The sequence below is a fragment of the Streptomyces sp. NPDC051315 genome (assembly GCF_044455165.1).
Lineage (GTDB): Bacteria > Actinomycetota > Actinomycetes > Streptomycetales > Streptomycetaceae > Streptomyces.
Genome location: NZ_JBITEN010000018.1, coordinates 131,257 through 153,981 on the forward strand (window position 1 = coordinate 131,257; position 22,725 = coordinate 153,981).

General features: G+C 71.9%; 21 protein-coding genes. 11 read left to right on the top strand and 10 right to left on the bottom strand.

Annotated elements, in window-relative coordinates:
* Window positions 1-47: 47 nt before the first annotated feature.
* Both ACIBBD_RS29975 and ACIBBD_RS29980 read right to left on the bottom strand, forming a co-directional pair.
* Window positions 48-764: a response regulator gene (locus ACIBBD_RS29975; RefSeq protein WP_399422690.1), complete on the bottom strand. Its 717-nt coding sequence runs from the start codon at window positions 762-764 to the stop codon at window positions 48-50.
* Window positions 761-1,864 carry a histidine kinase gene (locus ACIBBD_RS29980; RefSeq protein ID WP_399422691.1) on the bottom strand — a complete coding sequence of 368 codons (1,104 nt, stop codon included), beginning with the start codon at window positions 1,862-1,864 and terminating at the stop codon, window positions 761-763. Before ACIBBD_RS29980 ends, ACIBBD_RS29975 begins: the two co-directional genes overlap by 4 nt.
* A gap of 520 nt (window positions 1,865-2,384) precedes the next feature.
* Between ACIBBD_RS29980 and ACIBBD_RS29985 the strand changes: the two genes are divergently transcribed.
* Complete coding sequence (locus tag ACIBBD_RS29985; protein WP_399422692.1) at window positions 2,385-2,870, top strand: cation:proton antiporter regulatory subunit; 486 nt, start codon at window positions 2,385-2,387, stop codon at window positions 2,868-2,870.
* Between the two features lie 4 nt (window positions 2,871-2,874).
* A complete protein-coding gene (locus ACIBBD_RS29990; RefSeq protein WP_399422693.1) occupies window positions 2,875-4,098 on the top strand; it encodes a cation:proton antiporter in 1,224 nt (407 codons plus the stop codon).
* Window positions 4,099-4,336: 238 nt separating this feature from the next.
* Here ACIBBD_RS29990 and ACIBBD_RS29995 read toward each other — a convergent pair whose 3' ends face one another.
* A complete protein-coding gene (locus ACIBBD_RS29995; protein WP_399422694.1) occupies window positions 4,337-4,744 on the bottom strand; it encodes a MazG nucleotide pyrophosphohydrolase domain-containing protein in 408 nt (135 codons plus the stop codon).
* A gap of 141 nt (window positions 4,745-4,885) precedes the next feature.
* Between ACIBBD_RS29995 and ACIBBD_RS30000 the strand changes: the two genes are divergently transcribed.
* Window positions 4,886-5,884, top strand: a complete 999-nt coding sequence (locus ACIBBD_RS30000; protein WP_399422695.1) for a TAXI family TRAP transporter solute-binding subunit — start codon at window positions 4,886-4,888, stop codon at window positions 5,882-5,884.
* 84 nt (window positions 5,885-5,968) lie between these two features.
* On the opposite strand, the gene ACIBBD_RS30005 is transcribed toward ACIBBD_RS30000, so the two are convergent.
* Both ACIBBD_RS30005 and ACIBBD_RS30010 read right to left on the bottom strand, forming a co-directional pair.
* Window positions 5,969-7,381 carry an ATP-binding protein gene (locus ACIBBD_RS30005; RefSeq protein ID WP_399422696.1) on the bottom strand — a complete coding sequence of 471 codons (1,413 nt, stop codon included), beginning with the start codon at window positions 7,379-7,381 and terminating at the stop codon, window positions 5,969-5,971.
* 10 nt (window positions 7,382-7,391) lie between these two features.
* A complete protein-coding gene (locus ACIBBD_RS30010; RefSeq protein ID WP_399422697.1) occupies window positions 7,392-8,078 on the bottom strand; it encodes a response regulator transcription factor in 687 nt (228 codons plus the stop codon).
* Window positions 8,079-8,403: 325 nt separating this feature from the next.
* Between ACIBBD_RS30010 and ACIBBD_RS30015 the strand changes: the two genes are divergently transcribed.
* The 8 genes from ACIBBD_RS30015 to ACIBBD_RS30050 all read left to right on the top strand — a co-directional run bounded on the left by ACIBBD_RS30015 (window position 8,404) and on the right by ACIBBD_RS30050 (window position 14,864).
* Window positions 8,404-9,180 (top strand): amino acid ABC transporter ATP-binding protein, encoded by a 777-nt coding sequence (locus ACIBBD_RS30015; RefSeq protein WP_399422698.1) that lies wholly within the window; start codon window positions 8,404-8,406, stop codon window positions 9,178-9,180.
* Between the two features lie 92 nt (window positions 9,181-9,272).
* Window positions 9,273-10,118, top strand: coding sequence for a glutamate ABC transporter substrate-binding protein (locus tag ACIBBD_RS30020; RefSeq protein WP_399422699.1), 846 nt, complete (start codon window positions 9,273-9,275; stop codon window positions 10,116-10,118).
* 167 nt (window positions 10,119-10,285) lie between these two features.
* Window positions 10,286-10,954: an amino acid ABC transporter permease gene (locus tag ACIBBD_RS30025; protein WP_399422700.1), complete on the top strand. Its 669-nt coding sequence runs from the start codon at window positions 10,286-10,288 to the stop codon at window positions 10,952-10,954.
* Entirely contained in the window at window positions 10,951-11,856 is a 906-nt protein-coding gene (locus tag ACIBBD_RS30030; protein WP_399422701.1) for an amino acid ABC transporter permease, read from the top strand. The genes ACIBBD_RS30025 and ACIBBD_RS30030 overlap by 4 nt, the downstream gene beginning before the upstream one ends.
* Before the next feature lie 175 nt (window positions 11,857-12,031).
* Window positions 12,032-13,627, top strand: a complete 1,596-nt coding sequence (locus ACIBBD_RS30035; protein WP_399422732.1) for an FAD-dependent monooxygenase — start codon at window positions 12,032-12,034, stop codon at window positions 13,625-13,627.
* Window positions 13,628-13,777: 150 nt separating this feature from the next.
* Window positions 13,778-13,849, top strand: coding sequence for a putative leader peptide (locus tag ACIBBD_RS30040; protein WP_309544753.1), 72 nt, complete (start codon window positions 13,778-13,780; stop codon window positions 13,847-13,849).
* Between the two features lie 86 nt (window positions 13,850-13,935).
* Window positions 13,936-14,472 carry a cysteine dioxygenase gene (locus ACIBBD_RS30045; protein WP_399422702.1) on the top strand — a complete coding sequence of 179 codons (537 nt, stop codon included), beginning with the start codon at window positions 13,936-13,938 and terminating at the stop codon, window positions 14,470-14,472.
* On the top strand, window positions 14,469-14,864 hold the full coding sequence (locus ACIBBD_RS30050; protein WP_399422703.1) for a rhodanese-like domain-containing protein: 396 nt from the start codon (window positions 14,469-14,471) through the stop codon (window positions 14,862-14,864). The genes ACIBBD_RS30045 and ACIBBD_RS30050 overlap by 4 nt, the downstream gene beginning before the upstream one ends.
* 142 nt (window positions 14,865-15,006) lie before the next feature.
* Here ACIBBD_RS30050 and ACIBBD_RS30055 read toward each other — a convergent pair whose 3' ends face one another.
* The 5 genes from ACIBBD_RS30055 to recA form a co-directional block, all read right to left on the bottom strand.
* Window positions 15,007-15,975, bottom strand: a complete 969-nt coding sequence (locus ACIBBD_RS30055) for a sugar ABC transporter substrate-binding protein (RefSeq protein ID WP_399422704.1) — start codon at window positions 15,973-15,975, stop codon at window positions 15,007-15,009.
* 430 nt (window positions 15,976-16,405) lie between these two features.
* Entirely contained in the window at window positions 16,406-18,949 is a 2,544-nt protein-coding gene (locus ACIBBD_RS30060; RefSeq protein ID WP_399422705.1) for an FtsX-like permease family protein, read from the bottom strand.
* Window positions 18,946-19,689, bottom strand: a complete 744-nt coding sequence (locus ACIBBD_RS30065) for an ArsR/SmtB family transcription factor (RefSeq protein WP_399422706.1) — start codon at window positions 19,687-19,689, stop codon at window positions 18,946-18,948. The genes ACIBBD_RS30060 and ACIBBD_RS30065 overlap by 4 nt, the downstream gene beginning before the upstream one ends.
* A gap of 648 nt (window positions 19,690-20,337) precedes the next feature.
* The gene (recX, locus tag ACIBBD_RS30070; RefSeq protein ID WP_399422707.1) at window positions 20,338-21,135 is read right to left on the bottom strand and encodes a recombination regulator RecX; all 798 of its coding nucleotides are present in this window, start codon (window positions 21,133-21,135) and stop codon (window positions 20,338-20,340) included.
* A 3-nt stretch (window positions 21,136-21,138) separates the two neighbouring features.
* Complete coding sequence (recA, locus tag ACIBBD_RS30075; RefSeq protein WP_399422708.1) at window positions 21,139-22,269, bottom strand: recombinase RecA; 1,131 nt, start codon at window positions 22,267-22,269, stop codon at window positions 21,139-21,141.
* Between the last annotated feature and the right edge of the window lie 456 nt (window positions 22,270-22,725).

Here is a 22,725-nt window from a genome sequence, read left to right on the forward strand (position 1 = left end):
GCGCCGTGCCGGCGTCGTCGCCTCCGCCGGGCCGGTACGCCAGGTGTTCAGGGATCGATGAGGCCCGCGCGGATGGCGTAGCGGGTGAGTTCCAGCCGGTCGCGCATGCCCAGTTTGTGCAGCAGGTTGGCGCGGTGGCGCTCGACGGTCTTGGCGCTGATGAAGAGCAGCGCGCCGATCTCCTTGGACGTGTGCCCCTCGGCGACGAGTTTGAGGATCTCCTCCTCGCGCTCGGTGATGGGCCGCTCGGGCAGACCGCCGACGCCGTCACCGCGGTGCAGCCGGTCCAGGTACGAGCGGACGAGGGCCCGCTCCGCGCCCGGGTAGATGAACGGCTCGTCCCGCATGACCGCCCGGCACGCCTCGACCAGGTCGCGGTCGGCGACGGATTTCAGGACGTAACCGCCGGCTCCGGCCTTGAGGGCCTCGAAGAAGTACTGCTCGTTGTCGTACATCGTGAGGATGAGGATGCGCAGGCCGGGGAGGCGGCGGGAGAGTTCGCGGGCCGCCTGCAGACCGGTGGTGCGGGGCATGGCCACGTCGAGGACGGCCAGGTCGACGTCCCCGGCCCGGGCCCGCTCGACGGCCTCGGCCCCGTCCCCGGCCTCGGCCACGACCGTCAGGTCGGGTTCGCCGTCGAGGATGAGCCGCACGCCCCGGCGGACGAGCGTGTGGTCGTCGGCGAGAAGGACGCGGATGGGCGGGGCGGGCGGAGTGGGCGGGGTGGACGAGGTGGGCGGGAGCCGTGGCGTCGCGCCGGTCATTCGCGGCCTCCGGAGGTGACCGGGGGACGGACCCGCGACGCGCCTTCGCCTTCGTCCGCGGCGGTGTCGGTTCCGGCGGTGGTGCCCGTACCTCCGGTGCCCGTCTCCGGCCCCGGGGCGAGCCACTCGGGCCCGGACTGTTCCGGCCCACCGGGCCGCCGCAGCCGTCCGGTCCGCAGCCGTACGTCCGTCCCGGCGCCGTCGGGTCCGCAGGTCAGGGTGAGTGTCGCTCCGATGAGCAGGGCGCGTTCGCGCATGCCGCCGATACCGGCGCCCTCGGCCGCCGCAGGGCCCAGACCCTTGCCGTTGTCCCGGACGAGGAGTTCGACGCCGCCGGCGACCGGGCGGAGGTGGAGTTCGGCACGGTCGGCGCCGGAGTGCCGGGCGGTGTTGGTGAGGGCTTCCTGGGCCACGCGGTAGAGCACGAGTTCCGTCTCCTCGGTCAGCGGGGGCAGACCGGCCCGCAGGTCGTGGCGGACCGTCAGTCCATGGGTGGTGAAGTCGGCCGCGAGCGAGCGCAGAGCGCTGAACAGGCCGAGTTCGTCGAGGACACCGGGGCGCAGGCGCCGGGCGATGCGGCGGATCTCGTCGAGGCCGGCGCGAGTGGCCTCCTGTGCCTGGCCCACCTCCCCGCGCAGGCCGTCGGGGGCGCGGTCGGCGACGCGCTTGAGCTGGAGGAGCACGGCGGTCAGGGTCTGGCCGACCTCGTCGTGGAGTTCGCGGGCGACCCGGTGGCGTTCGCGTTCCTGTGCGGAGAGGGCCCGGGCGACGCTGGCGGCGCGTTCGGCCTCCAGCCGGTCGAGCATGGCGTTGTAGGTCGTGATCAGTTCGGCGGTCTCCACCGGTCCGCCGACGACGGCACGGGCCCCGGGGTGCAGCAGATCGACGTCGGCCATGGCCCTCCCCAGGCGCCCGAGCGGGGCCAGACCGACCCGCAGCACGACCGCGTTGACGGCGAGCAGCCCGGCCAGACCCGCCACCACGACGAGCGCCTCGTCGGGCAGGACGGGCGTGGAGACGGTGACCGGCCCGAGGAGCAGCGCGGCGGCCACGATCAGACCGACGGCGTTGAGGGCGAAGATCCGCCAGAACAGCGACACGTGCGCGACTCCCCCTCCCCCGGTCCTCGCCGACTGCCGACTTCCGGTCCACGGCACCGCCGTGACCAGCCTTTCCGTCCTCCGCCGGCCCTGTCCATCCGTCACGACACCCATGTCGTCACGGTACGGGGGGATGACAGCATGGCGGCTCCGCGCACGTGACCGGCGGCCGGTACGGGCCGCCGGACGCGGCCTGCCGGGCCCGCCGCGCTCGCCCGGTTCGTGCGCACCCCGCGTGACCGTCCTCAAGCCTGCACGGCGACCGGACGGGAACCTGCACCACCATGCCCGACGGCGGCCGGCCAGCACGCGGAGCACCCAGCACGACCGACCAGAAGGACGAACACCGGCACCACGCACCACGCACCACCGGCACCACGCACCACCGGCACCACGCACCACCAGCACCCGGCCACCGGCCACCGGCCACCGGCAAGAAGAACCGCCGGCAACACGAATTGCCGGCACGCACCAGCGACATGAACGACCCGCAGGTCGAACGAGAACAAGGGGAAGAAACGTGTCCGCTCCACGCCTCCGGACGACACCGCTGCCAGGCATCGGCGTCCAGTACGACCTCGTGACGCGCGAGCGACGCCATCTGTCCGTGGTGGCGCACCGTGACGGCACCCGGACGGTGAACGTGTACCGCGCCGACGACCCCGACTCCTGTGCCCAGTCCCTGCGGCTGACCGCCGCCGAGGCGGACTCGCTGATCGACGCGCTCATGCCGTCCCATCACAGCGCGAGTCTGCTGTACACCACCGATCTGGGGCTGGTCGCCGAACGCGTCGAGGTGGCCGCGAGCTCCCGCTGGAACGGGCGGCTGCTGGGCGACACCCGGATGCGCACGGAGACCGGGGCGTCGATCGTGGCGGTGCTGCGGCGGGCCGAGGCCATTCCGTCGCCCGCGCCGGACTTCCGGCTCGCGGGCGGTGACATCCTCATCGTCATCGGCACCCGTGAGGGCGTGGACGCGGCCGCGGCGATACTCGGGCGGGAGTGAACCGGTGCACTCCTCCGCCGTCCTGCTGATCGAGTTCGGTTCCATCATCCTGGGCCTCGGCCTGCTCGGCCGGTTCGCGGCCCGTTTCCGGTTCTCGCCCATACCGCTCTACCTGCTGGCCGGTCTGGCCTTCGGCGAGGGCGGACTGCTGCCACTCGGCGCGAGCGAGGAGTTCGTCGCCATCGGCGCCGAGATCGGCGTCATCCTGCTGCTGCTGATGCTCGGCCTGGAGTACACGGCGAGCGATCTGGTCTCCCATCTCAAGGCGCACCACCCGTCCGGTCTCGTGGACTGCGCCCTCAACGCCCTCCCGGGCGCGGCCGCCGCGCTGCTGCTGGGCTGGGGGCCGGTGGCGGCCGTGGTGCTGGCGGGCGTCACCTGGATCTCGTCGTCCGGGGTGATCGCCAAGGTCCTCGGCGACCTGGGCCGCGTCGGCAACCGGGAGACCCCGGTGATCCTGAGCGTCCTGGTGCTGGAGGACCTGGCGATGGCGGTCTACCTGCCGATCGTCACCGCGCTGGTGGCCGGGGTCGGGCTGGCGTCCGGCAGCGCGACCCTGGCGATCGCGCTGGGCGCCGCGGGGCTCGTGCTGTTCGTGGCGGTGCGCTACGGCCGGGTCATCTCCCGCTTCGTGTCGAGCGACGATCCGGAGAAGCTGCTGCTCGTCGTCCTGGGGCTGACGATCCTGGTCGCCGGTGTGGCGCAGCAGCTGCAGGTGTCGGCTGCGGTGGGCGCCTTCCTGGTGGGCATCGCGCTGTCCGGGGAGGTGGCCGAGGGCGCGCACACCCTGCTGAGCCCGCTGCGGGATCTGTTCGCCGCGGTCTTCTTCGTGTTCTTCGGTCTGCACACCGACCCGGCCAGCATCCTTCCCGTCCTGCTGCCCGCCCTCGCGCTGGCCGCCGTCACCGCCGCCACGAAGATCGCCACCGGCTACTGGGCGGCCCGGCGGGCCGGGATCTCCGTCAAGGGCCGTTGGCGCGCGGGCGGGGCGCTGGTGGCGCGCGGCGAGTTCTCCATCGTCATCGCCGGACTGGCGGTCACCGCGGGCATCGAGCCGGCGCTCGGCCCCCTGGCGACGGCGTACGTCCTGATCCTGGTCGTCCTCGGCCCGCTCACCGCCCGCTACACCGAACCGCTGGCGACACGGTTCGCGCGACGCCGGGACACCCGCCGGCACGCTCCGGAGCCCATGCCGGAGGCACGGAAGGAGACGCCGGTGGGCGACTGACGAACGGGGCGGCGGGGCGCCTGCGCCGCGAGCCGGAGCCGACGGGCCGCCTTCACCGCGAGCGGAACAGAGCCGGCAGGCGCCCTCCGGCACCCGTCAGGGCGCCCTCCCGCACCCGGCGCGCCGCCCCGCCGCCCCCGCCGTACACAGCGCGCCGCCCCGCCGCACCCAGCGCACCGCCCCCGGGCCTCAGGCCGTGCGCCCCGCAGGTTCTCGAGCGGTGCCGCCCGGCAAACCCTCAGGCCTCGTCGCCGGGCACCCAACCCTGGCGGCGCAGCACCGCCGCCACGTCCGGAGCCTCGTAGTGCTCGCCCTTGAGGACCTTGCCGTCGGCGCGGCGCTCGATCCGGCCGTCGGGGCCCAGCTTCGTCATGTTGGAACGGTGGATCTCGGCTATCACCGCATCGAGGTCGATCCCGTGCACGAGGGCCGTGCCGTACGCGACGTAGACGACATCGGCCAGCTCGTGCGCGAGCCGGTCCAGCGGGCCGCTCACCGACACCTCGGCGACCTCCGCGGCCTCCTCGGCCAGCAGCTCCCCGCGGTGCGCGGCGAGGTGGGGCGACACCTCCGTCGGCGTACTGCGGACGTCGAGCCCGAAGGCGAGGTGGAACGCACGGACGAGGTCGGCGGGCGAGGAACTCATGCACCGACTGTAACGACAGCCACTGACACTCCCCTTCCGGAACCCACCGCCCCTCCCCCGGCCCCGCGGGGCGGGCCCCGGGGGGCCGCACTGTGAGCCCCGCCCTGGTCAGGGCCGCTCCCGCCTGGCAGGATCGCGCGCATGTCCAAGGTGTTGCCCCCTGTCGGCAGGCGCCGGGCCCTGCAGGGCGCGGCCGCCGGTGCCGTCGTCCTCGGGTTGCTGCTGTGGTGGCTGCTGCCCCTGGGCGAGGAGCCGCCGAGCGGCACGATCACCTTCAGCACGGGCACGACGAGTGGCGTCTACTACGAGTACGGAAGCCGTCTGCGCACCGAGCTCGCCGAGGACATGCCACACCTGGACGTGAACCTGACGACCAGCAACGGGTCGCAGGAGAACGTCGCGCGCGTGGCGGAGGGCCGGGCGGACCTCACCATCGCCGCGGCCGACGCGGTGGCGACCTACGAGGCCCAGCACCCCGGCTCGGCCGCCCGGCTGCGCGGTGTCGCCCGGCTGTACGACGACTACGTCCAGCTCGTCGTCCCGCGCGACTCGGACGTCCGGTCCCTGGCGGACCTGAAGGGCAGGACGGTCGCCACGGGTCTGCCCCGCTCGGGTGTGCGCCTGATCGCCAACCGGGTGCTCAAGGCGGCGGGCCTGGTCCCGGGGAAGGACCTCACGGCGGTGTCGGAGGGCATCGACACCGGGCCCGAGCAGCTGAAGCAGGGCAAGATCGACGCGTTCTTCTGGTCGGGCGGGGTCCCGACGGCCGGTCTGCAGAAGCTGGCCGACAGCTTCACCTTCCGCTTCGTGCCGATCGACGCCGAGCTCGTCGCCAGGATGCACGAGCAGGACGACGCCACCAGCTACTACCGGGCCACCAACATGCCGGAGTCGGCCTACCCGACCATCCAGAACGGCTCCACCGTGGCGACGATCGCGGTGTCCAACCTGCTGATGACCCGCACCGACGCGGATCCCCGGCTCACCGAGTGGCTGACCCGGACCGTGATCAAGAGCCGGGACGGAATCGGAGCGCACGTCCACTCCGCCCAGCTGGTCGATCTGCGCACGGCCATCTACACCGACCCGCTCCCCCTGCACGAGGGCGCCCGCCGCTACTACCGGTCGGTGAAGCCGTAGGGCCGTGACTGGCCCGTCAGGCCACCGACCACCCACAGCTCACGCGCCGGCCCCTGGGGCCGCGACCGCTCCCGCCCGCGCCCCTCAGACCACAGGCCGCGACCGCGGCACCGACACCGTCACCGTCAGCCCGGTCGGCTCGTGGTGGTCGTACGACAGTGATCCACCGCCGGCCGCGAGCAGGGCCCGGGAGATGGACAGGCCCAGGCCGGAGCCCTTGACGTTCTGGTGGCGGCCGCTGCGCCAGAAGCGGTCGCCCACGCGCGTGAGTTCCTCGTCGGTCAGGCCGGGGCCGTTGTCCGTGACGACGACGGTCGAGGTCTCCCCGTTGGAGGCGACCGTCACCTCCACGCTCTCGCCCTCCGGCGTGAACTTCACCGCGTTGTCGATCACCGCGTCCAGGGCGCTGGACAGGGTGACCGGATCGGCCCACGCCGTGGTGGGCGGGCAGTCGCCCACCAGCCGGACGCCCTTGGCCTCGGCGGTCGGCGCCCAGGCGGCGACGCGCTCGGCGGTCAGCGCGCCGATGTCGGTGACCCTGAGGTCGGCCTCGGTGTGCTCGGCCAGGGCCAGGTCGAGCAGGTCGTCCAGGACCTGCGCGAGGCGTTTGCCCTCGTTCTGGACCGAGGCGATCTCCTCGTTGCCCTCCGGGAGTTCGTAGGCGAGCAGCTCGATGCGCAGCAGCAGCGCCGCGAGCGGGTTGCGCAGCTGGTGCGAGGCGTCGGCGACGAAGGCGCGCTGCTGCTCCAGCACGTCCTCGACGTTGTCCGCCATCTCGTTGAACGACCGCGCCAGGCGCCTGAGTTCCGGCGGCCCGCTCGCGACCGCGACCCGGGACTTCAGACGCCCGGTGGCGATGTCGTGGGTGCTGGCGTCCAGGACGCGTACGGGTTTGAGCACCCAGCCGGTCAGCTGCAGGGCCGCTCCTATGGCGAGCAGCATCGCGGCGATCTCGCCCGCGCCGATGACCAGCCAGCCGTGCAGGATCCGGGACCGCATCTCGCCGGTGGGCGAGTCGGTGACGACGACCGCGACGACGTCACCGTCCCGGATCACCGGCGACGCCACCACCAGGCGGTTGCGCTGCCAGGGCCACACCTGCTCGGGGTCATGGCTGCGACGGCTGAGCAGCGCCTCCTCGTACGCGTCCCGCACCTCGCCCGTTTCGGGGAGGTACCAGTCCCTCGGCGCATGGGCCATGGGGGTGTCGGTGCGGTAGAAGACACCGGCACGAATGCCGTAGACCTCGTAGTAACTGGCCAGCTCGCGGCTGAGGGTCTCACGGCGCTCGTCGTTGGACGTCGAGACGGCACCGGACGTGGCGGGCGGGGCGGTGACGAACTGGGCGAGGGCGGCGAAGCGCGCCGTGTCGTCGATGCGGTCCACGACCACCTTCTGCTGCTGCGCACCGGCCACGCTGACCGCCAGGGGCACGCCGAGGGCGAGCAGCACGGCCGCCATCAGGACGATGAGCAGCGGCAGGAGACGTGTGCGCAACAGGTCCCCGCTACGCGGCCGGGGCGACGAGCCGGTAGCCGACGCCGCGTACGGTCTCGATCAGCGCGGGCATGCGCAGCTTGGCGCGCAGGGAGGCGACGTGCACCTCCAGGGTGCGCCCGGTCCCCTCCCAGCTGGTGCGCCACACCTCGCTGATGATCTGCTCCCGGCGGAAGACGACGCCGGGGCGCTGGGCGAGCAGCGCCAGGAGGTCGAACTCCTTGCGGGTGAGTTGGACGACCGAACCGTCGACGGTGACGCGTCGGGTGGGCAGCTCGATGTGCACGGGCCCCAGGTTGAGGGTGTCCTCACCGGCCGCGGCCGGGTCCTCGTGGGCGGTGCGCCGGCTGACGGCGTGGATCCGGGCGAGCAGCTCTCCGGTGTCGTAGGGCTTCACCACGTAGTCGTCGGCGCCCAGGTTGAGACCGTGGATGCGGGAGCGCACGTCGGAGCGGGCCGTCACCATGATGACCGGGGTGGAGGTGCGTTTGCGGATCTTGCCGCAGACCTCGTAGCCGTCCTGGTCGGGCAGGCCCAGGTCGAGCAGGACGACCCCGAAGCCGGGCCCTTCCGGGACGAGGGCCTGGAGTGCCTCCTCACCGCTGCGCGCGTGGGTGACGTCGAAACCGTGCCGCTTCAGCACCGCGGACAGCGCGGCGGCGACATGGTTGTCGTCCTCGACGAGCAGCAGTCTCATTCCGGCCTCCTCCGGTTCATCGGGCGTTCGGTCCGGCTCTGTACAAAGTCGTACGGTCCGGGCGTACGGTTCCAGCGCGCCACGGAAACGCGGCACACGCGCGTGCACCATGGCAGTCACGCCGATGGACGAGGACGCCGTCAAGTGGGTTCCGGTTGCGCGCGGCTTCCGTTATCCGGCCGATACGCGCCCAGGTCACCACTGCTACGACAGGTGTCCGATTGCTATCGGATCGTGATGCTCAGATTCCCCTCAGATGTAATGACGCTGGTCGAGAGTGGTTACTACTGTCCTCCGAAACCGAGGAGGACGGAGCCCTAGAGCGATGACCGAAGTATCGGTGGCCAAGGAAGACGCGGCCGCGCCCGGAGAACTGGTCGTCCTGAAGAGCGTCAACAAGCACTTCGGCGCGTTGCACGTTCTCCAGGACATCGATCTGACGATCGAGCGCGGTGAGGTCGTCGTGGTCATCGGACCCTCCGGGTCCGGGAAGTCCACCCTGTGCCGCACCATCAACCGCCTGGAGACGATCGACGCGGGGACGATCACGATCGACGGGAAGCCGCTGCCCCAGGAGGGCAAGGCGCTGGCCCGGCTGCGTGCCGACGTCGGCATGGTCTTCCAGTCCTTCAACCTGTTCGCGCACAAGACCGTGCTCGAGAACGTGATGCTGGGCCAGATCAAGGTCCGCAAGACCGACAAGAAGAAGGCCGAGGAGACCGCCCGCCAGCTCCTGGACCGGGTCGGGGTGGGCACCCAGGCCGACAAGTACCCCGCCCAGCTCTCCGGCGGCCAGCAGCAGCGTGTCGCCATCGCGCGGGCCCTGGCCATGGAGCCGAAGGTGATGCTCTTCGACGAGCCGACCTCGGCCCTCGACCCGGAGATGATCAACGAGGTGCTGGAGGTCATGCAGCAGCTCGCCCGGGACGGTATGACCATGATCGTCGTCACCCACGAGATGGGGTTCGCGCGATCGGCCGCGAACCGCGTGGTCTTCATGGCTGACGGCCGCATCGTCGAGGAAGCTGCGCCCGACCAGTTCTTCAGCAACCCGCGCAGCGACCGCGCCAAGGACTTCCTGTCGAAGATCCTTCACCACTGACGCGCCCCGGCGCACCCGACGACCCGCGTCACCCGCCTTCCGACGGCCCCGTATTCCTTCATACCGAAGGCATCATCCAAAGGACGTTCACCATGAAGCTTCGCAAGGTCACCGCCGCCTCGGCCGCCGTCCTCGCCCTCGCCCTGACCGCCACGGCCTGCGGCTCCGACGACAAGGACGACAGCGGCAGCGGCTCCTCCGGCGGCGGCGAGAAGATCAAGATCGGTATCAAGTACGACCAGCCCGGTATCGGCCTGAAGGAGCCGGACGGTTCCTTCTCCGGCTTCGACGTGGACGTGGCCACCTACGTGGCCAAGGAGCTCGGCTACGAGGCGAACCAGATCGAGTTCGTCGAGACCAAGAGCGCCGACCGTGAGAACGCGCTCGCCCGTGGCGACGTGAAGTTCATCGTGGCCTCCTACTCGATCAACGACGAGCGCAAGAAGAAGGTCGACTTCGCCGGCCCGTACCTGCTGGCCCACCAGGACCTGCTGGTCAAGACCGACTCCAAGATCAGCAAGGGTGCCGACCTCAACGGCAAGAACCTCTGCTCGGTGGCCGGCTCGACCTCGGCGCAGAACGTCAGGGACAAGATCGCCCCGAAGGCCAACCTGCGTCAGCTCAGCGGCTACTCCGAGTGCCTCGCCGCCCTGCAGAGCGGCTCGGTCGACGCGTTGACCACGGACGACTCGATCCTCGCGGGCTACGCCGCGCAGGACAAGTACAAGGGCCAGTTCAAGCTGGTGGGCGAGAAGCTCAGCAACGAGAACTACGGCATCGGCGTCAAGAAGGGCGACACCGCCACCGTCAACAAGATCAACGCCGCGCTGGAGAAGATGGTCAGCGACAAGTCCTGGCAGAAGGCGGTCGACGAGAACTTCGGCCCGGCCAACTACAAGAACGAGCCGGCCCCGAAGATCGGCGTCGTCGTCAAGTAAGGCGGCCTCCGCACCCGATGCGGCCTCCGCTCGCCATGCGGCATCCGCTGCCGTAGGAATCCCGCGGCCTCCGTGGGGTTCCGCGGGCGCGCCGCCGACCGTCGCGATCACGGCGGCGGCGCGCCACGCCCTCCACGTACGCCACACACCCGGAAGCGCGGGAGATCGTGTTCGACTTTCTTGAAGGCTACGACGTCCTCGCGGCGTTCTGGTTGACGGTGAAACTGACCGTCTTCTCCGCCGTCGGCTCCCTGGTCTGGGGCACCCTGCTGGCCGCGATGCGGGTCAGCCCCGTCCCGCTGATGCGCGGGTTCGGCACCGCTTACGTCCACATCATCCGGAACATCCCCCTGACGGTCATCATCGTCTTCACCTCCCTCGGCCTCGCCGACATCTTCGGCATGACGATGGGCGCGTCCGACGACTTCGCGCTCCAGGGCTTCCGGCTCGCGGTGCTCGGTCTGGCCGCGTACACCGCGGCCTTCGTCTGCGAGGCGATCCGTTCCGGCATCAACACCGTGCCCGTCGGCCAGGCCGAGGCGGCGCGCGCGATCGGGCTGGGCTTCAGCCAGACGCTGCGGCTCATCGTGCTGCCGCAGGCGTTCCGCGCGGTCATCGGCCCGCTGGCCAACGTCCTGATCGCCCTGACCAAGAACACCACCGTGGCGGCCGCGATCAGCGTGGCCGAGGCGGCCTTCCTGATGAAGGAAATGATCGAGAACGAGGCCCAGACACTGGCCATCGGCGCGGTCTTCGCTTTCGGGTTCGTGGTCCTGACTCTCCCCACCGGCCTGCTGCTCGGCTGGCTCGGCAAGCGACTGGCGGTGAAGCGATGACCTCCGTCCTCTACGACGCGCCCGGCCCCCGCGCCAAGCGGCGCAACGTCCTTCTCTCCGTCCTCTTCTTCGTCCTCCTCGCCCTGGCCCTGTGGTGGATCTGGACGATGATGGACGAGAAGAACCAGCTCGAGTGGGCGCTGTGGGAGCCGTTCACCACCTCCCAGGCGTGGACGACGTACCTGCTGCCGGGCCTCGGTGACACCCTGAAGGCCGCGGCGCTCTCCATGGTCATCGCCCTCCCGCTGGGCGCGGTCTTCGGCATCGCCCGTATGTCCGACCACCGCTGGATACGCCTCCCGGCCGGCGCGGTCGTCGAGATCTTCCGTGCGATCCCGGTGCTGCTGCTGATGCTGTTCGCCAACGAGTTCTACGTCCGCTCCACGGGCGTCAGCAGCGAGGACCGGCCGCTGTACGCGGTCGTCACGGGCCTGGTGCTCTACAACGCCTCGGTCCTCGCCGAGGTCGTCCGGGCCGGCATCCTCGCCCTGCCCAAGGGACAGACGGAGGCCGCGTACGCGATCGGTCTGCGCAAGGGCCAGACGATGACCAGCGTCCTGCTGCCGCAGGCGGTCACCGCGATGCTGCCGGCCATCGTCAGCCAGCTCGTGGTCATCGTGAAGGACACCGCGCTGGGCGGCGTGATGCTCGGGTTCACCGAGCTGCTGAACGCGCGCAGCACGCTGGCGGCCAACTACGCCAACGTCGTCCCCAGCTTCATCGTCGTGGCGATCATCTTCATCGTCGTGAACTTCCTCCTCACCTCTTTCGCCTCGTGGCTGGAGGGTCGGCTGCGGCGCAGCAAGCGCAGCACGGGCGCGGTGCTGGCGCCGGAGGAGGTCGAGGACAACCCCGCCGCGGTCCCCGGCACCTACCGGACCGGCGGGGACGGCAAGATCTGAGCCGCACTCAAGTGGTGTGACCAGTACGGAGGCAGTGGCGGGCTCGCCACTGCCTCCGTCGCTTGACGCAAGCTGCGGCAATGGGTTGCATACGTTCTGTGATCGTGCACCCTGCTCCAACCTCTTGTTCACTTACGTCCCTGAGGGCATCGTCGCGGGCAGGGGGCGCCACGCCGTGGACCCGGTGATCATCGTCGGAGCGGGGCCCGTGGGGCTCACGCTCGCCCTGGCGCTGGCGCGTCAGGAGGTACCGTCGATCGTCCTCGACGAGGGGCCGGGCAAGGACGAACCACGCCTCGCGCGCACCGTCGTCCTGCACGAGGGCACCGCGGCCCTGGTGGAGCGGCTCACCGGGACGTCCCTCTCCGAGGCCGGCGTCCGCTGGGCCGGATGGCGGGCGATGCGGCGCAAGCAGGTGACGCGCGAGATCACCTTCGACGACACCGAACCGGCCCCGCTGCACCTCGCCCAGCACGTGCTGACCGGCGCCCTGCGCGCGGCCCTCGCGGGCGAGCCGCTGGTGCGGATCGCCGTGGACAGCCGCCTCGACACCATCGAGCAGGAACCTTCCGCTGTCACGGCCCGCACCCGCGGCCCCAAGGGCACGTGGTGGCGCGGCAGCTACCTGGTCGGCTGCGACGGCCCCCGTTCCACGGTCCGCAAGCTCCAGGACATCCGCTTCCCCGGCCGTACGGCGGTGGAGCGGCACGCCGTCGCCGCGCTGCGCGCGGAACTTCCGTGGACCGGTGAGGCGTTGCTCCATCGGATGCCGCCCTGGCGGACGTCCGGTCCCTCCGCCGGGGAAATCACCGGACGTCCGCTGCCGGACGGCGTCTGGCGCCTGGACTGGCTGCTGCCGCCCGGCAAGGACCTCGTCACGCCCGAGCTCCTGGTGGCCCGCGTCCGCGAGACCCTCGCGGGCTGGAGCGGCGGCTCGCCCCCCGCGTACGAACTGCTCGACACCGGCGTCCACACGGTCCACCACCGGCTGGCGCGCCGCTGGCGGGCCGGGCGGGTCTTCCTCGCCGGGGACGCCGCCCACCTGCTCGGCGCGTTCGGCACCCAGGGCCTCGACGAGGGCCTGCGGGACGCCGACAACCTCGCCTGGAAGCTGGCCCTGGCCTGGCACCACGGGCCGCGCGAGGCGCTGCTCGACAGCTACCAGACGGAGCGGCGCGCGGCGGTCGCCGCACGGCTGCGCGCCGCCGACCAGGCACTGCCGCCGCTGCGCGGCGGCGGTGGCATAAGGGCGTACGTCCCCGGCGCCGCCCGCGGCCACGACGTGCTGCTCACGGACGGCCACCTGGGCCGTGGCCAGCTCGGTGCGCCGGGCACCTACGCCGACTCCCCGCTCGCACCGCAGCACCTGGAGGCGGAGGTGCCCGTGGACACGCCCCGGGGCGCGGCGGTCGAGGACGTCCGGGCCACGGCCGAGGACGGCTCCTTCGTACGGTTGCGGGACCGGCTGGGCCGCGGCGCCCTGCTCGTCGTACTGATCGCGCCGGGCACGGGGGTATGGGAGCGCAAGCACTGGGTGAGCGCCGGGATCATGCCCCGGCTCGCCGCCGCGGTGACCGCTCTGCCCTGTCCGGCCGAGTTGCTGGTCGCCGAGAGTTACCCGGGCGCGGCCCCCCACACGGTTCTGCTGGTCCGGCCCGACGGCCATCTGGTCACGGCGCTGGGCGGGGTGCGCCCGGCCGACCTGTACACGGCGGCGGAGACCGCCGTGGGAGGGAAGGTGGGGGCACAGGCCGGGGCCGGGGCCAAGTGAGCGGACCTGGGTAGCGGGGACGTGTGGGTGGGGCTTGAACGCGGTGGTGACCGGCTGTCCGCACGCACCGTCACCTGCGGTCCACGTGGTGACGGTGAGTTGACCGGTGTGGACCGGCGTGGTGTACTCCGGATCGTGACCGACACCTGTGTGCGCCTGTGGCGGAGGGTCCATATGGACCTCGTCCGCTACGCGGGCTGCGTGTGTCGTCCGTCCTGCTGATTCGCACCCCCTTCTTCCACCGGCGCGCGCCGTGTGCGCTTTCGCGCTGCCGCGCGCTCCCCGCGAACGCCTCCAGGACGGTACCCGTGTCTGTCTCCCCTTCCGTCGTCCCCGTGTCCGCCGCCGTCGCCGCGCCCACGCAGGCGGACCTCCTCGACTTCGTCCGGCGTACGGCCGCCGACACCGAACTGATCTCCTCGCTCCCCCTCGACCCCGAAGGCCGCACCTGGGTGCGCCTGGAGGGGCCCGGCGGCAGTGAGGCCTGGCTGATCGGCTGGCCTCCCGGCTCCGGCACCGGCTGGCACGACCACGCCGACTCCGTGGGCGCGTTCCTCACCGCGCGCGGCGAGCTGAAGGAGAACTCGCTCGCCGCCCGGCTGCCCACCGACGGCTGGAAGACCCTCGAACTGACGGAGGGCGTGGACCGGGAACGCCGGCTGCCGGCCGGCCGGGGCCGCGCCTTCGGACGCCACCACGTCCACGAGGTCCTCAACGAGTCCGCCGACGAGCACGCGATCTCCGTCCACGCCTACTACCCGCCGCTGCCCCGCATCCGCCGTTACAGCCGTACCGGCCAGGTGCTGCGCCTGGAGCAGGTCGAACGCCCGGAGGACTGGCAGTGAGCGGCGAGCGGCCCCTGGGCATCGACGAGTTGCTGGAGCGGGTGCGGGCGGGGTACGCGCGCGTGGCGCCACGGGAGGCGTACGAGGCGTCCCGCGCGGGCGAGGCGTTGCTCGTCGACATCCGGTACGCGGCCCTGCGCGAGCGGGACGGGCTGATCCCCGGGGCCCTGGTCGTCGAGCGCAACGAGCTGGAGTGGCGCCTGGATCCCCGGGGCAGCCATCGCGTGCCCGAGGCCACCGGCCATGACCTGCGGATCGTCGTGATCTGCAACGAGGGCTACGCGTCGAGCCTCGCGGCCGCGTCCCTGCACCAGCTGGGGCTGCGCCGGGCGACCGACCTGGTGGGCGGATTCCAGGCGTGGCGGGCGGCGGGGCTGCCGGTGACGCGGTAGGCGGGTTCCGCGCGCGGAGCGAGGGGCCGGGCGGGGTGGCGTCTCCGTGGCCGTCGGCTCGTTCGGGCGTCGGCTCAGGGCGCGGGAGCGGCGCCCCGGGCCCGGTGGCGTCCCCGTGGCGGTCGGCTCGGCAGGCGTCGGCTCAGTATTCGTCGATCGGGCAGTACAGCGGGGCGGTGTCCGCGTTGTCCTTGGTGACCAGGCGGACCCGCGTCCTGTCGATCTTCTCGGTCTTCTCGCCGCGCAGCAGCGAGACGACGTTCTCGACCGCCAGCTCTCCGGTGTCGGCGGCCGAGTTGGAGACCGTGGCGGCGAAGCGGCCGTCCTTGAGCGCGGCCAGCGCCTCGTCGGTGCCGTTGACGGTCACGATGTCGACTTCCTTCGCGCCGGCCGCGTCGAAGGCCTTCCGCGCGGCGAACGCCATCTCCTCGTTGGCGACGAAGGCGTAGTCCAGCCCGGGGTGGTCCCGGATGATCTCCTCGGCGACGCTCCGCGCCTTGCCGGGGTCGTACATGCCGGGCTGGTTGGCGACCACCGAGGCGTTGTCGGGGAGCCGCTCGACGAAGGCGTCGACGAGCACGTCCGAGGCGGCTCCGGGGGCTCCCGCGATCACGCCGACGGTCACCTGACGGCCACCGGCGTCCTCCTCGATCCACTCGGCGTCCAGCCGCCCCACCTCCTTCAGATCGACCACGACGGCACCGAGGAGGTCGGAGGTGTCGTCCGGTGTGACCGAGGTGAGGAAGATCGGTACGCCCGCGCCCCTGGCCTTGGCGATGTCCCCCTTGAGCGCGTCGACGTCGACGGTCTGCACGATCAGCGCGTCGACGTGCCGGGCGATGAGGTCCTCGATGTTGGCGACCTCCGTCGCCGCGTCCTGACGCGAGTTGGCCGTGTGCAGCTCGACGCTGTTGTTGCGGGCCGTGCGCTCGACGGACTTCTGCAGACAGGTGTGGAACTCGCTGGTGCCGCCGTTGACGAAGCCGAGCGTGATCCTGCCGTCCCCCGTGCTCGCGGGCTCCGGCGGCCACAGACCACAGCCGCTGAGCAACAGGCTCGTGCCGAGGGCCGATCCGGCCAGCGCTCTTCGGGAACGGGTGGGCACGGGCATGGCTGGACCGCCTTCCGGGACGTGCGGGTGGGCTTGGGCGTGCTGGTCGTTCGGTACATGCGGTCCCGACGGCTCGTACGGCGAGGGTGGTGGTACGGGGCGTACGGGCGCCCGGGTTCGTGCGGCCCCGGGCTTGTGTCCGCGCGACGGCTCGTGTGCCCGCGCGACGGCAGCAGACCGTACCTCCGAGGTGGGAGGGGCTCACCCTTCCGGGATCGCAAGGTAATCCTGCGCGTCCTGGGGGGTCGGGCACGGGGGCACGGCTTCCGGTTCGGACGGCCGGGACCGCGGACGGCCCGGGACGACGGACGGCCGGAACGACGGACGGCCGGGACGACGGCAGCCGGAACGACGGACGGATGGCCGGAACGGCAGAAGGCCGGAACGGCGGCTTCTGCGTCGTCCCGGCCTCCCTCCGAAGCGGAATGGCTCACTCCTTCGCCGTCGCCACCGTCACCGCGCGGACCCTGAGGGCCACCCGGCCGGGCAGGGCGGTCGCGACCAGCGCGAGCAGTCCGGCCGCCCCCACCACCGTGACGTACGCGAGTGGCGTGACCGCCGGCGCCGCACGGCCCGTCATGCCGACGCTGAAGGCGGTCAGCACGGCCAGGGCGACGGCGCTGCCGAGAGCCGTGGCGAGGAAGAGGACCGACAGGGCCTCGGTGCGCAGCATCCGCAACACCTGACGACGGGTCGCACCCGCGAGGCGCAGCAGCGCGAACTCCCTCACCCGTTCAAAGACGGACATGGCGAGCGTGTTGACGACGGCGATCGCGGTGAAGGCCAGGACGAGCGCCATGGCGAGGAAGTTGACCTCGGCGTTGACCTGCTGTCGCTCGGCCTGGAGTGAGTCGGCGGCGGCCGGGGAGAGGATGTCTACTCCCGGGAACTCACGCAGCGTGGCCGTGAGTTGTGTCTGGGCACGGGGCGTGCTGACGAGGAGGGAGGAGGAGAGCGGGTTGTCGACGTGGGGGGCGAGCAGGCCGTGCGCGAAGGTGAGGTCTCCGAATCCGAGGTTCTTGGCGTAGACGGCGGCGACGGTGACAGCGGCGGGCGTGCCGTCGCCGAGCGTCACCCTGAGGGAGCTGCCGGTCGTCAGGTGGAGCTGGTCCGCGGCCAGTTCGCTGACGGCGACGGTGCGTTCGGTGAGCCCGTCGAGGGAGCCGGCGGTGACGTCCGGGTCCCAGGTGCGGGTGAGGCCGGCCGGGGTGACGCCCTGGGCCGCGTACTTGTCGAGACCGACCCGGACGGTCGTCCGGACGACTTCGGTGACGACGTCACGTTCGGTACGCAGTTGTCGTGCCGCCTCGGCGGGGACACCGGGGCCGCGGGAGGCGACGACCCAATCCGCGCGGACGCCCTCACGGACCTGGGCGCGGGCCGCGTCGCCGAGGGTCGGCTGTACGAACAGCACGGTGCAGGTCATGCCGATGAGCAGGGTGAGGGGGGTGACGACGGAGGCCGTACGGACGGCGTTGCCGCGCAGGTTGGCGGTGGCGAGACGGCCGCCCGGGCCGGTCAGCCGCAGCGGGCCGGCGAGGAACAGGGTGGCCGCCCTGACCAGGAGCGGGCCGAGCAGCGCGACGGAGGTGGCCAGGACCACGACGGCGAGGAAGGTCACGGGCGTCGAGGCGGGCTCGGTGCGCAGCACGCTGAGGACGGCGACGAGCACGGTGCCGCCGGCGAGCAGCAGCAGACCGGCGAGCACGCGGCCCCAGGCGGGCCTGCTGCGCTCGGCGCGCGCTTCGGCAAGCGCCTCGGCCGGACGGATCCGGGCCACCCGGCGGGAGGCGATCCGCGCGGCTGCCCAGGCCCCGAACAGGGTCGCGGCGACGGCCGCCAGTGGCGGGACGACGCCGACGGTGTGCCGGAGTGTCGGTGGCACGGCGTCCAGCGCGACGAACCGGGAGTGCAGCCAACCGCCCAGCAAAACCCCCACGAGGGCGCCGGCCACCCCCGCGGCCATTCCGACGATCAGGGCTTCCCGTCCGAGCAGTTTGCGGATCTGTCCGGAGGTGGCGGCGATGGCACGCAGCAGGGCGAGTTCGCGGTGGCGCTGCTGAACGGAGAGCGCGAAGGTCCCGACGACCACGAGGATCGCCACGAGCAGCGAGGTGCCGCCCATCGCGCCGCCCATGCTGACCAGTTTTGTCCGGGCCGCGGCGGCGTCGAGGAACTCGACCGGCCCACGGGCGTCCCCGGCGCTGACCTGCGCGCCGGTGCCGCGCAGCGCGGCGGCCACGTCCTGCCGCAGCCTCTCCTGATCCGTCCCCGCAGCCGGGAGCACGCCGAACGCGGTGACCTGTCCGGGACGGCCGGCGAGCCGGCGGGCCTCGGTGGTGGAGAAAAAGAGAGACGTCTGGTGGCGTACGTCCGCCGCGGGGGCGGCGATTCCGGTGACGCGGTAGGTGCGCGGGGCCTGCGTCGACTGGACGGTGAGGCGGTCGCCTGCAGCGAGGTGGGCGCGCTCGGCGAGGTCACGGTCGACCACCACGTCGGTGGCGGCCTCGGGCGCCGTGCCCGCGGTGAGCCGGTACGGCGTCAGCGCGGCGGACTCCCAGGCGTGGCCGTAGGAGGGTCGGTGGGCGCTGCCGTCTCCACCGGTGCCCGCGAAGAGCAACGGCTCGGCGAGAAAGGTGAGTTCGGGGACGACGTGAGCCACGCCGGGCGTGTCGACGAGGGCGTCTGCGAGATCTGCCGGGAGCCAGGCGCGTTCGGCGATGGGTTTGGCCTTGTGCTTGACCTTGGTCTTGCCCTTCTTGTGCTTGACGGTGGTCCGGTGGACGTTCTGGTCCGCGGAGACCACGACCGGGGTCGCGGCGTAGCGCTCGGTCCGGACGGTGCCGCGCAGTCCCGTCTCGAGAAGGGTGCCGCACGCGGTGATCAGGGCAGCCGCGCACATCAGGGCGAGGAAGGCGCCGAGAAAGCCCGTCTTGCGTGCGCGGACGGTCTTGAGGGCGTAGCGCAGCATCATGAGGGGTCGGCCTCTCTCGCGTCGTGTGACGGGGTCGTGGGCGCCGGGGCCGGAAAGGCGAGGAACCGGGTGAGCAGGGTGCGCGCCCCGGGCGGGGTTTCGGACTCGGGCCGCTTGTAGCGGTTGAGGAGGGCGATGTACTCCTCGAAGAACTCACGGAGTTCGGGCAGCGTGAGCCGGACGGTTCCGCGCGAGTAGGGGAACGCGTCCGCCCAGGGGGCGCCGTCCTCCGCGTCGCGCCGGAGCCGTTCGAAGAGTTCCAGGTCGGCGGCGTAGGCATGGTGGTTCAGCTCGTCCATGACGTGTCGCATCTCGCGGCTCTGCCGGCTGCGGGGCGGAAGGCGGAGATCGCCGGGGACCGCGCGCCACCAGCGTTCCCGGTGCCGGGCGGGGCCCCTGCGGTTCTTGCCGTGCGTCGCCGCGTCCGTGTCCCTGGCGGCCCGGCCGTCCGCCGGAGCGGCTCGGCTCTCCGTCTGCTCGACGAAGCCATATCTGGCCAGTTCACGCAGGTGGTAGCTGGTCGATCCGGTGTTGAGGCCGAGAGCCCGGGCGAGCGTCGCCGAGGTGGCCGGGCCGTGCAGGGTGAGGTGTTCGAGCATCCGCTGACGGCGCGGGTGCGCGAGCGCCTTGAGCGCGGCCAGATCACCGAGTTCCACGGGGGCGGCGGGATCGGTTGCGTCGGCGGGGGCGGGGGTACGCCCCGCGTCCAAGGGTTCCTCGGCGCCGAGTTCCTGTGACATGCGTACACAGTCGTCTGTGCACAGGTGTCTGTGCACTGCGGCGGCCCGGCGTCCTGGGAGGGGGTTGTCCCCACCTTGAGGTTGGGAAGCCGGGAGGCCGGGAAGCCGGCGTCGGCGCAGCGCGGGAGGACGGAGAGCGGGCGGACGGAGAGCAGGAGGACGGTGAGGGATCGGGGAAGGAGGACTGAACGGCGCGGTCGGCGGCGGCCTGTCTGACGGGCCAACCGGTGCCCCTGCTCCTGGACGCGCTGGGCGCCCCCGCGTCCACCGTGTCCGGAACCGAGCCGGTGGGGGCGGGTGTCGCCCACCGTCGGGTCTTTCGTCAGACTCTGGGGGATTCCTGGGGAGCCTTGCGGAGTCCTGTCGCCGTCACCGATCCGGCGTCAGGCCCTGCACCGTCGTGGCCTGCCATGTCGACGGTCTGCCCGCCCGGGACCTGCCCGTCCAACTCCTGCCCGTCCAGGACCTGCCGTACCGAGGGGCCTGACCCGCCCGGCGCAGGCTGTGTCCGGGGCCTGCCGTGGCGAGGACCCTGCCACATCGGTGCGCGGACTGACCACCCGGCCTACCGTGTCTGCACCGACCGTGTCCAGGAACTGCCGTATCGAGGGCCTCCCGCCCGGCACCTGCCGTGTCCGGAGCCCTCGGTCACACGTCCCCGCCGGTGTCCCCGAAGAAGTCCGTGTCCTCGCCCTCCTCCTCCAGCGCCTGCCGGACCACTCGTAGGGCCATGCCCTGGGAGTAGCCCTTGCGGGCCAGCATCCCGGCAAGGCGGCGGAGCCGTTTGTCGCGGTCGAGGCCGCGGGTCGAGCGCAGCTTGCGGGCGACGAGTTCGCGTGCGGTCGCCTCCTCGCGCTCGGAGTCGAGCTGGGAGACCGCTTCGTCGATCAGGGTGGAGTCGACACCCTTGGTGCGCAGCTCCTGCGCGAGCGCGCGCCGGGCCAGGCCCCGGCCGTGGTGCCGGGACTCCACCCAGGCGTCCGCGAAGGCGCCGTCGTTGATGAGCCCGACCTCCTCGAACCGCGAGAGCACCTCCTCGGCCACCTCGTCCGGGATCTCCCGCTTGCTCAAGGCGTCGGCGAGTTGCTTCCGCGTGCGCGGGGTCCCGGTGAGCAGGCGCAGGCAGATCGCCCGTGCCCGCTCAGCCGGGTCCCCTGAAGACTCCCCCTTCTCGGCCCTCGACGAGTCGGAAGTGCCTTCGTCCTCGGCGGATGGTTCTCCGAAGCCGCGTCGACGGCGTCCACGCCCGCTCCGTGAACCGCCCTCACCGCCGCGTCCGGCCCGGCCGCCACGTCGCCCGTCTTCGCCGTCCGGCTCGTCGCTCGTGTGCGAGCCGACGTCCGGCCAGTCGTCGCCCCGGGCGAGGCCGCCGCCGTCCCCGCTCCCCGGCTCCCGGGGAATGACGGGGTAGGCGTCGTACTCGACCCAGTCCGTTCGTCGCGTCACGGGTCAGCTCTTGGCAGCCGCGGCCTTGGTCTTGGCGGCCTTGGCGGCGGGAGCGGGAACCGTCTTGGCGGCGTCGTCCGCCGACGTGCCCGTGGTGGCCGCGGCGTCCGCGCCCGTCTCGGCGGCGGGCTCCTCCGGACGCACGCCGACGCCCAGCTTCTCCTTGATCTTCCTCTCGATCTCGTTGGCGAGGTCGGGGTTGTCCTTCAGGAAGTTACGGGCGTTCTCCTTGCCCTGGCCGAGCTGGTCGCCCTCGTACGTGTACCAGGCGCCGGCCTTGCGGACGAAGCCGTGCTCGACGCCCATGTCGATCAGGCCGCCCTCGCGGCTGATGCCCTGGCCGTAGAGGATGTCGAACTCGGCCTGCTTGAAGGGCGGCGCGACCTTGTTCTTCACGACCTTGCAGCGGGTGCGGTTGCCGACCGCCTCCGTGCCGTCCTTCAGGGTCTCGATGCGGCGGATGTCGATACGCACCGAGGCGTAGAACTTCAGCGCCCGGCCACCGGTCGTGGTCTCCGGGGAGCCGAACATCACGCCGATCTTCTCGCGGAGCTGGTTGATGAAGATCGCGGTGGTCTTGGACTGGTTGAGCGCGCTGGTGATCTTCCGCAGGGCCTGGCTCATCAGACGCGCCTGCAGACCGACGTGGCTGTCGCCCATCTCGCCCTCGATCTCCGCGCGCGGGACGAGCGCGGCGACGGAGTCGATGACGATCAGGTCGAGGGCACCGGAGCGGACCAGCATGTCCACGATCTCCAGGGCCTGCTCGCCGTTGTCGGGCTGGGAGAGGATCAGGTTGTCGATGTCGACGCCGAGCTTGCGCGCGTACTCGGGGTCGAGGGCGTGCTCCGCGTCCACGAACGCGACCTGGCCGCCGGCCTTCTGGGCGTTGGCCACGGCGTGGAGGGTCAGCGTGGTCTTACCGGAGGACTCCGGTCCGTAGATCTCGACGACGCGGCCGCGCGGCAGTCCGCCGACGCCGAGAGCCACGTCGAGGGCGGTCGACCCGGTCGGGATGACCTCGATGGGCTCCTTCGACCGCTCGCCCATGCGCATGACCGCGCCCTTGCCGAATTGCCGTTCAATCTGTGCGAGTGCGGCGTCCAGGGCCTTCTCGCGGTCGGTTCCTGCCATGGGTTCCACCCGATTTGCTTGAGTCGATCGCTTCACGTCAAAGACGCTAACGCCTGCCACTGACAATGCGCCCCGACGCTGGTCCGGCCTGTGGATAACTCGGGCACTTCCCCACCCAAATCGGGACGGAATCCCCGCCGTGAGCCTCGCCGGAGCCTCCATGAGAATAGATGTTCGATTTTCGTGTCAAGCGCACCACGCGGCACTTCCGAGCCTGGGGTCACGCCTCCGACACTGCCCGCATCCCCGGTCTGGAGTGGTCCATGCAGCGGCCGGTGCGTCCATGCCCATGACCGTGACCGCACCGGCTCGGTGGGGCGTGGACACGGCCGGCGGCCACGGCCAGGTCGCGGCATGGTGGGCGCCCGGCACTGCTTCGCCGGCACACGCCTCCTCAGCCCTGCCCGCACCGCGCCTCGCCGACGCCCTGCCCCCTCTGCGACGTCTGCCGGGTCT

Excerpts from the sequence above, each read along its gene's own strand:
- ACIBBD_RS29975 (WP_399422690.1), bottom strand. The coding sequence starts at position 764 with ATGACCGGCGCGACGCCACGGCTCCCGCCCACCTCGTCCACCCCGCCC.
- ACIBBD_RS29995 (WP_399422694.1), bottom strand. The coding sequence starts at position 4,744 with ATGAGTTCCTCGCCCGCCGACCTCGTCCGTGCGTTCCACCTCGCCTTC.
- ACIBBD_RS30000 (WP_399422695.1), top strand. The coding sequence starts at position 4,886 with ATGTCCAAGGTGTTGCCCCCTGTCGGCAGGCGCCGGGCCCTGCAGGGC.
- ACIBBD_RS30010 (WP_399422697.1), bottom strand. The coding sequence starts at position 8,078 with ATGAGACTGCTGCTCGTCGAGGACGACAACCATGTCGCCGCCGCGCTG.
- ACIBBD_RS30015 (WP_399422698.1), top strand. The coding sequence starts at position 8,404 with ATGACCGAAGTATCGGTGGCCAAGGAAGACGCGGCCGCGCCCGGAGAA.
- ACIBBD_RS30020 (WP_399422699.1), top strand. The coding sequence starts at position 9,273 with ATGAAGCTTCGCAAGGTCACCGCCGCCTCGGCCGCCGTCCTCGCCCTC.
- ACIBBD_RS30030 (WP_399422701.1), top strand. The coding sequence starts at position 10,951 with ATGACCTCCGTCCTCTACGACGCGCCCGGCCCCCGCGCCAAGCGGCGC.
- ACIBBD_RS30055 (WP_399422704.1), bottom strand. The coding sequence starts at position 15,975 with ATGCCCGTGCCCACCCGTTCCCGAAGAGCGCTGGCCGGATCGGCCCTC.
- ACIBBD_RS30060 (WP_399422705.1), bottom strand. The coding sequence starts at position 18,949 with ATGATGCTGCGCTACGCCCTCAAGACCGTCCGCGCACGCAAGACGGGC.
- ACIBBD_RS30065 (WP_399422706.1), bottom strand. The coding sequence starts at position 19,689 with ATGTCACAGGAACTCGGCGCCGAGGAACCCTTGGACGCGGGGCGTACC.
- recA (WP_399422708.1), bottom strand. The coding sequence starts at position 22,269 with ATGGCAGGAACCGACCGCGAGAAGGCCCTGGACGCCGCACTCGCACAG.